Annotated in this window: 7 protein-coding genes; 5 read left to right on the top strand and 2 right to left on the bottom strand. The window is 39.1% G+C overall.

The features are described from left to right. The first annotated feature begins 45 nt into the window (after positions 1 to 45). Positions 46 to 675, top strand: a complete 630-nt coding sequence (locus tag BKL51_RS08740; protein WP_077466320.1) for a response regulator — start codon at positions 46 to 48, stop codon at positions 673 to 675. A gap of 62 nt (positions 676 to 737) precedes the next feature. Here BKL51_RS08740 and BKL51_RS08735 read toward each other — a convergent pair whose 3' ends face one another. Both BKL51_RS08735 and envC read right to left on the bottom strand, forming a co-directional pair. Then, positions 738 to 1,580, bottom strand: a complete 843-nt coding sequence (locus BKL51_RS08735) for a divergent polysaccharide deacetylase family protein (protein ID WP_077466319.1) — start codon at positions 1,578 to 1,580, stop codon at positions 738 to 740. Between the two features lie 2 nt (positions 1,581 to 1,582). Beyond that, on the bottom strand, positions 1,583 to 2,806 hold the full coding sequence (gene envC / locus BKL51_RS08730; protein WP_233127107.1) for a murein hydrolase activator EnvC: 1,224 nt from the start codon (positions 2,804 to 2,806) through the stop codon (positions 1,583 to 1,585). Between the two features lie 220 nt (positions 2,807 to 3,026). On the opposite strand from envC, the gene BKL51_RS08725 reads away from it, so the two are divergent. From BKL51_RS08725 to pstS, 4 genes are all read left to right on the top strand, one after another. Continuing rightward, positions 3,027 to 3,710, top strand: coding sequence for a 2,3-diphosphoglycerate-dependent phosphoglycerate mutase (locus tag BKL51_RS08725; RefSeq protein ID WP_018356893.1), 684 nt, complete (start codon positions 3,027 to 3,029; stop codon positions 3,708 to 3,710). A 59-nt stretch (positions 3,711 to 3,769) separates the two neighbouring features. Continuing rightward, positions 3,770 to 4,441 carry a hypothetical protein gene (locus tag BKL51_RS08720; RefSeq protein ID WP_077466317.1) on the top strand — a complete coding sequence of 224 codons (672 nt, stop codon included), beginning with the start codon at positions 3,770 to 3,772 and terminating at the stop codon, positions 4,439 to 4,441. A gap of 371 nt (positions 4,442 to 4,812) precedes the next feature. Then, positions 4,813 to 5,514 (top strand): phosphate signaling complex protein PhoU, encoded by a 702-nt coding sequence (gene phoU, locus BKL51_RS08715; protein ID WP_077466316.1) that lies wholly within the window; start codon positions 4,813 to 4,815, stop codon positions 5,512 to 5,514. Positions 5,515 to 5,672: 158 nt separating this feature from the next. Continuing rightward, positions 5,673 to 6,692 (top strand): phosphate ABC transporter substrate-binding protein PstS, encoded by a 1,020-nt coding sequence (gene pstS, locus BKL51_RS08710; RefSeq protein WP_077466315.1) that lies wholly within the window; start codon positions 5,673 to 5,675, stop codon positions 6,690 to 6,692. The last annotated feature ends 8 nt before the right edge of the window (positions 6,693 to 6,700 follow it).

Raw genomic sequence — 6,700 nt, 5'->3', positions numbered from 1 at the left:
AATCTACGTCAGCCCCTAATTTTATTGTTCGCCAATGGGAGGAATATGCAAGAAAAATTAAAAGTTTTACTCATCGACGATCATCCGTTAATGCGTCGAGGTATCAAACAACTAATTGAATTAGAAGAAAATTTCGAAGTCGTTGCTGGTGTTGGGAGTGGTACGGAGGGAATTTCTGTTGCGTTACAGACATCGCCGGATTTAATTATTTTAGATCTTAATATGAAAGGGCTTTCAGGCTTGGATACCCTGAAGGGCTTGCGTGCTGAAGGGGTGGATGCTCGTATTGTTATTTTGACGGTGTCAGATGCTAAAAATGATATTTTCGCCTTAATTGATGCAGGAGCGGACGGCTATTTATTAAAAGATACGGAACCGGAAACCTTACTTGAAGAAATCAAACGTATTGCAAAAGGCGAGGTTATTTTAAGTAACTCAATCAAAGATTTATTGATTGAACGTGAGCATAATCGTGACCCGATGGATTTATTAACCGATCGTGAAATGGGCGTTTTACGCTTAATTGCCACCGGATTATCGAACAAACAAATTGCAGGGCAGTTATTTATTTCCGAAGAAACGGTAAAAGTACATATTCGTAATTTATTGCGTAAATTAAACGTACATTCCCGTGTCGCGGCTACCGTGTTATATTTTGAGTACAACGGACGCTAAAACACATTGCTATTAGATAAAAGTGCGGTCAGAAATTAAGTATTTTTCTGACCGCACTTTTTTTATTTAGGTACACCTCGTAATAGCGGAATGGGCTCGTAAGGCGCTATTGAAGTCGGGGCGGGGACATCGCTAAACAGTAAAATAAACGGTTTTGGCGGCACGATACGTTCGTTTCGCCATAAACTTCCCATACCGACAAGCTGAATATCCGAGGGTAAATGACGCAAATTTTGTTGCAATACCGCAACGGTGTTTTTACGCGGATGTCCGATAGCGATTGCTGTACCATGCTTTCTCGCGTATTGAACGGCAGCTTGAAATTGGCGCTGCACATCAGAAAATTCATTGCTATCATCTAAGAAAATATCGCGATCTAACGAACGAACTCCTTGTTCTTTGGCGATTTTTCCGGCAACGGAGCGACCAATCGTTCGGCTGTCTAAGAAGAATAAATGCTGTGTGCGAAGCGCATTCATTAAATGTGTCATTAACGTCGTGTCAGCAGTGGCGGCGCTGCCCATATGATTATTCATACCGATTGCGTGACTAACGATATTTTTTGCCTTTTGAACGCGGTTTATCACCTGTTCTGCCGACATTCCCAAATGCAATCCCCCTTCTTCAATTTTTGTTTGCTTCAAAGGTTGCATCGGCATATGAATTAGAATATCACGACCTTGTTTTTTAGCCTCTTGGTTACGGGTTTGCGCGTAGGGCGCAGAGGGAATAATCGCCACGGAAATTTCACGCGGCATAGCAAAAATTGCCGCATCTTCTTTGGGGTGGTAGCCCACGTCGTCAATGACGATGGCAAGTTTACTTTGTGCGACTGTAAATGTGGAGAAAAGTGCGGTGGAAAAAACGACAAGATTTTTGACCGCACTTTTAAATGCTCTATTCATTATTATTTAATCCATCTGGCAGGGTTCACGGGCACGCCTTTGCGACTGATACCAAAATATAATGCGGGGCGAGAAATTTCACCAGTATTACCTACTTGTGCAATAGTTTGACCTGCTGAAACAAGTTGGTTTGGTTTGACAAAAACGGCTTGGTTAAAACCATACAAACTCAGATCGCTGTCGCCGTGTTTGATAATAACCATATAGCCATAACCGGTGAGTTGCCCGGCTAAAATGACCCGACCGTTGGCAATGGCGCGAACTGGCGTACCGTTTGATGCGGCAATCACCATACCTTTCCAACGGACCTCACCGGCTTGAGTGGAGCCAAAAGTATAAAGCGTCGAACCGTTTACCGGTTTATTATATTGACGATTTGCCGCACCTAATCCATTAGTACTGTTAATTAACTGACGTTCTTGCGCAGTCGGAGTGTAAGGTTTCGCGGTTCGTTTTTCTTCTGCTTGTTTGCGTTGAGCCAGTGCTTCCCGCTCGCGTTGTTCTTGCTGGCGTGCGGCCTGCTCGGCACGTTGAATTTCTTGTTTCAATGCCCTTTCGTTCGCCCGTAAACTCGCTAGTCTATCTTGCTCTTTGTTGATATTTTTATTAATTTCATTCAACGTAGATTGCCGTTTACGCTGAATTTTTTCTAATTCTTGCTGCTGTTTTTTCTGCGTGAAAAGCTGATTTTGGTGATTTTGTTGTTGTCCTAGGATTACCTCTTTTTGTTTAATAATTTGTCCCTGTGTCGCTTGGATATTAGTAATCATCTCAATACGGACTTGGTTTAAATGCTCGTAATAAACCTTCATCCTAGCAGCTTTCTTGGCATCTTCCGACAGCATTCTTTCCAGAACGGAAGGATTTAACCCTGAGCGGTAAATGACGTCTATTTGCTTGGCGAGTTTTGCTTTTTGTTCTTTTTCTTGCTTTTCTAGTAGCTTGATTTGTTTATCGGCTTCTGAAATTTGCTTACGGATTTCTTTTAAATTTAATTCGGTTTCACGTAATTCCCCGGCAACCGCATTAATTTTGCTCTCTTGATTTTTTAAGGTGGACTGAAGTTTTGCCTGTTCACGTTTTTGTTTGGCAAGTTTTGACTCTTGTTGCTTAATTTGCTGTTGGATTTGGTTAAAGTCATTGCCATTGCCATAACCGGCTGATGAAAATCCTATAAGTCCACATGCAACTAAAAGTGCGGTTGATTTTGAAAATGTTTTTGTCATCAATTGCCAATATTGCATAGATTAAACTCGAGAGATAAAAATCAATGAAAGCTATTTTTGTCCACAAAGCGCAAATAGTAGCATTATTTTGATGGGGCTAAAATGGCTAGATTTAATTTTTTGCGGAAGATCAGGAAATCCCGCCTTTTTGCTTTTAAATAAAGGGATTTTTTGTTATAAAGTGTGCATTCTTTTTTACTTAAAATATTAGGAGATCCCTATGGAATTAGTATTCATTCGTCACGGTTTTAGTGAATGGAATGCGAAAAATTTATTCACTGGTTGGCGTGATGTTAATTTGACCGAACGTGGTGTAGAAGAGGCTAAAGCAGCAGGTAAAAAATTGTTAGATGCCGGCTATGAATTTGATATTGCGTTTACTTCCGTATTAACTCGAGCCATTAAAACTTGTAATATCGTGTTGGAAGAATCGCATCAATTATGGATTCCTCAAGTGAAAAACTGGCGTTTAAACGAACGTCACTACGGTGCATTACAAGGCTTGGATAAAAAAGCAACAGCAGAGCAGTACGGTGATGAACAAGTTCATATTTGGCGCCGTTCTTATGATATTTCTCCTCCGGATTTAGATCCGCAAGATCCAAACTCCGCACACAATGACCGCCGTTATGCGAATCTTCCATCAGATGTTGTGCCGAATGCAGAAAACTTAAAACTTACCTTAGAGCGTGCTCTTCCGTTCTGGGAAGATCAAATTGCTCCGGCAATGCTTTCTGGTAAACGTGTTTTAGTGGTGGCGCATGGTAACTCGCTTCGTGCGTTGGCAAAACATATTATCGGGATTTCTGACGAAGAAATTATGGATTTTGAAATTCCAACAGGTCAGCCGTTAGTGTTAAAACTTGACGATAAGTTAAACTATGTAGAACATTACTATCTTTAATTTTAGGTTTGATAAAAGTGCGGTTAATTTAGCCGCACTTTTTGTTTAAGGAGACATTTATGAAAAAATTATTTCAGATTTTATTTGCTGTGTTTTTCTTTATTGGTAGCAATACTGTTGCCGCATCACAAAATAAAAATACAACGACAAAACAAGTGATTAAGCAAACTAAACAAACACAAGCGAAAAAAACGAGAGAGAAAAAAACAACGAACAACGCGGTAGAGAAGAAAAAAAAAGTACAGAAAAAATCGGCAACCAAAGTGAGGAAAACTACTGTTAAGAATCCGGTTTCAACCGGTAAAAAAGTAATGAAATCACAGCCGATTAAGAATAAGCAGAAAGAAATAAAGAAAATTGAAAAAACGAAAACAGCCGTGCAAAAAGTTTCTGCAAAGAAAATTGAGAAGGTGGAAAGCAAAGCTCACACATTAAAAGATATACCGCCTAAACAAACGACAAAAGCCGTTATCGTCCCAAAATGCCAAGATAATCAGGTCGCTAAAGTGCTTTCTGACGCATTTAAGCAACAAGGTAAGATGACCGGAACGCAAATGACCGTGAAACAAATTAGACAAGTACATGAAACACAATATTATCCGCAACAAAGTATTCGGAGCTGTCACGCGTTGGTGGAAACCCATGGTAAGCAATACCAAACGGATTATAGTGTTATTCTGAATGGGAACGGTTTTTTTGTTCAGGTAGAAAATGCTCAACCGATGCTTTAATGATAGAAATAAGGTGCAATTTGCACCTTGTTCTAATCTTAATTTCCTTTCTAAATAACTCCTTTCTTCAATCTTTAGTGTAATTGTAATGAATAATCCCTTATGTTGCAGTTGCATAAAACTGACATTTTAATGTGAGCGTAGGAACACACTGCGTGTATCCAATATCAATAATTTATCAAATAGGCATATTTAGTATGTTGCTACATTTTGCCTAAATGTTTCATTTTTGAGTTTGCTACGTAATGTCGGAATTTTTGTAAAGTGCGAGTGAAGACTGTTGCTTTTAGCACAATCTTACAAGCTGTCATATTCCTGAAATATTTCTCTTTTATACTTCGAGCGCATTGAATTTATTTTTAAGGATCAAAATGAAAAATCAGCATATTTCTTCACATTTTAATCAAGAATTAGAAGGCGTTCGCACAGAAGTTATGCAAATGGGGGGGATAGTCGAGCAGCAAATTCAAATTATTCTACAAAGCCTAAGCCGAGCTAATCCGCAAGGGTTACAGGAAGTCATTGAAAGTGAGAAGAAAATCAATGAAATGGAAGAATTAATTGATGATCATTGCCAAACAATTATTGCTCGACGCCAACCTGCTGCCGGTGATTTACGTTTTGTTTTAACGACTTCTAGAATTATTGTTGATCTGGAACGTATTGGCGATGAATTAAAAAAAATTGCCTTCTATACAAATAATTTATTAATTAATAACAAAATTTCGGCTTCCGGCTTATACGATACCCATCGTATTTTAGAAATGTCATCTATAATGATTCGTCGTGCATTGGATGCTTTTGCCCGATTAGATGAGAATGCGGCAGTCGAGTTACGTTTATCGGATGAAAAATTAGATATGGATTATCGCAATCAATTACGCTTACTTACCACGAATATTTTTGAACAACCTCAAAATATCAGCACTTGGATTGATGTCATGATGATGAATAAAGCCGTAGAGCGGATTGGCGATCATGCTAAAAATATCGCGGAACATGTTGTGTATTTAGTTCGTGGTATTGATATTCGCCATAAAGCGCTGGCAGAAATTGAGTCTAACTTAAAATAAGTGTGGAAAAGTGCGGTTGATTTTTTGCTTTGTTTTAAAATGCGGGCAAAGCTCATTCCACTTGATGTAAATAAATGTTTGTTTGTCATACTTATGAAATATTTCTTTACTATATTAGTAATGTGACTACTTAATCATCCAAACTTAAGGAGAATACAATGAAAATACGTACTGTCACTCTTGCTTTATTGTCTATTTTTGCTTTTAGCCAGGCGGCAAAGGCAACAACGGTAACCGGAGCCGGGGCTTCCTTCCCTCAACCGATTTATGTGCAATGGGCAATGAACTATAAGGCTGAAACCGGTAATCAAATAAATTATCAGTCTATCGGTTCCTCCGGTGGTGTGAAACAAATTCTCTCCGGTACTGTTGATTTTGGAGCGTCAGACTCACCAATGAAAGAAGATGATCTTGAAAAAAATAATCTTGTCCAATTTCCAACCGTTATCGGTGGGGTCGTACCGGTAATCAATGTAGAGGGAATAAAACCCGGAGAGTTAAAATTAACCGGTGAATTGTTAGCCGATATTTACTTAGGAAAAATTACTCATTGGAATGATGAAAAAATTAAGCAATTAAATCCTTCGTTAAATTTACCGGATAAAGCAATCACCACTGTGTTTCGTGCGGACGGATCCGGTACAAGTTTTATCTTTACCCACTATTTGAGCCAAGTTTCATCAGATTGGAAAGATAAGGTCGGTGCGGCGAATACAGTTAAATGGCCGACTTCTGCAAGCGGTGCTGCGGGAAAAGGTAATGAGGGCGTATCGATTTATGTTGGGCGTGTTAAGAATTCCATCGGTTATGTTGAATATGCTTATGCGAAACAAAATAAAATGACTCACGTTCAGTTAAAGAATGCTGCGGGTAACTTTGTTTTACCTTCTCAAGAAAGTTTTGCTGCGGCTGCAAATGTTGATTGGAGCAAAGCAAAAGGATTCAGTTTAGTATTAACTAACCAGCCTTCCGCGCAAGCTTGGCCACTCGCCGCCGCAACCTTTATCTTAGTACCTAAAAACGTAGCGGATAAGCAAAGAGCGGAAACCGTCTTGAATTTCTTTGACTGGGCATACAAAAAAGGTAATGAGCAAGCGCAAAAATTGGATTATGTTCCTTTACCGGATAATGTAAAACAGCTTGTGCGCGATGAATGGAAAAAAGTTAATTTGAAATAAAAATATAT

Source organism: Rodentibacter sp. Ppn85, from assembly GCF_001999335.1.
GTDB lineage: Bacteria > Pseudomonadota > Gammaproteobacteria > Enterobacterales > Pasteurellaceae > Rodentibacter.
This window is presented reverse-complemented; position numbering and strand designations above follow the sequence as displayed.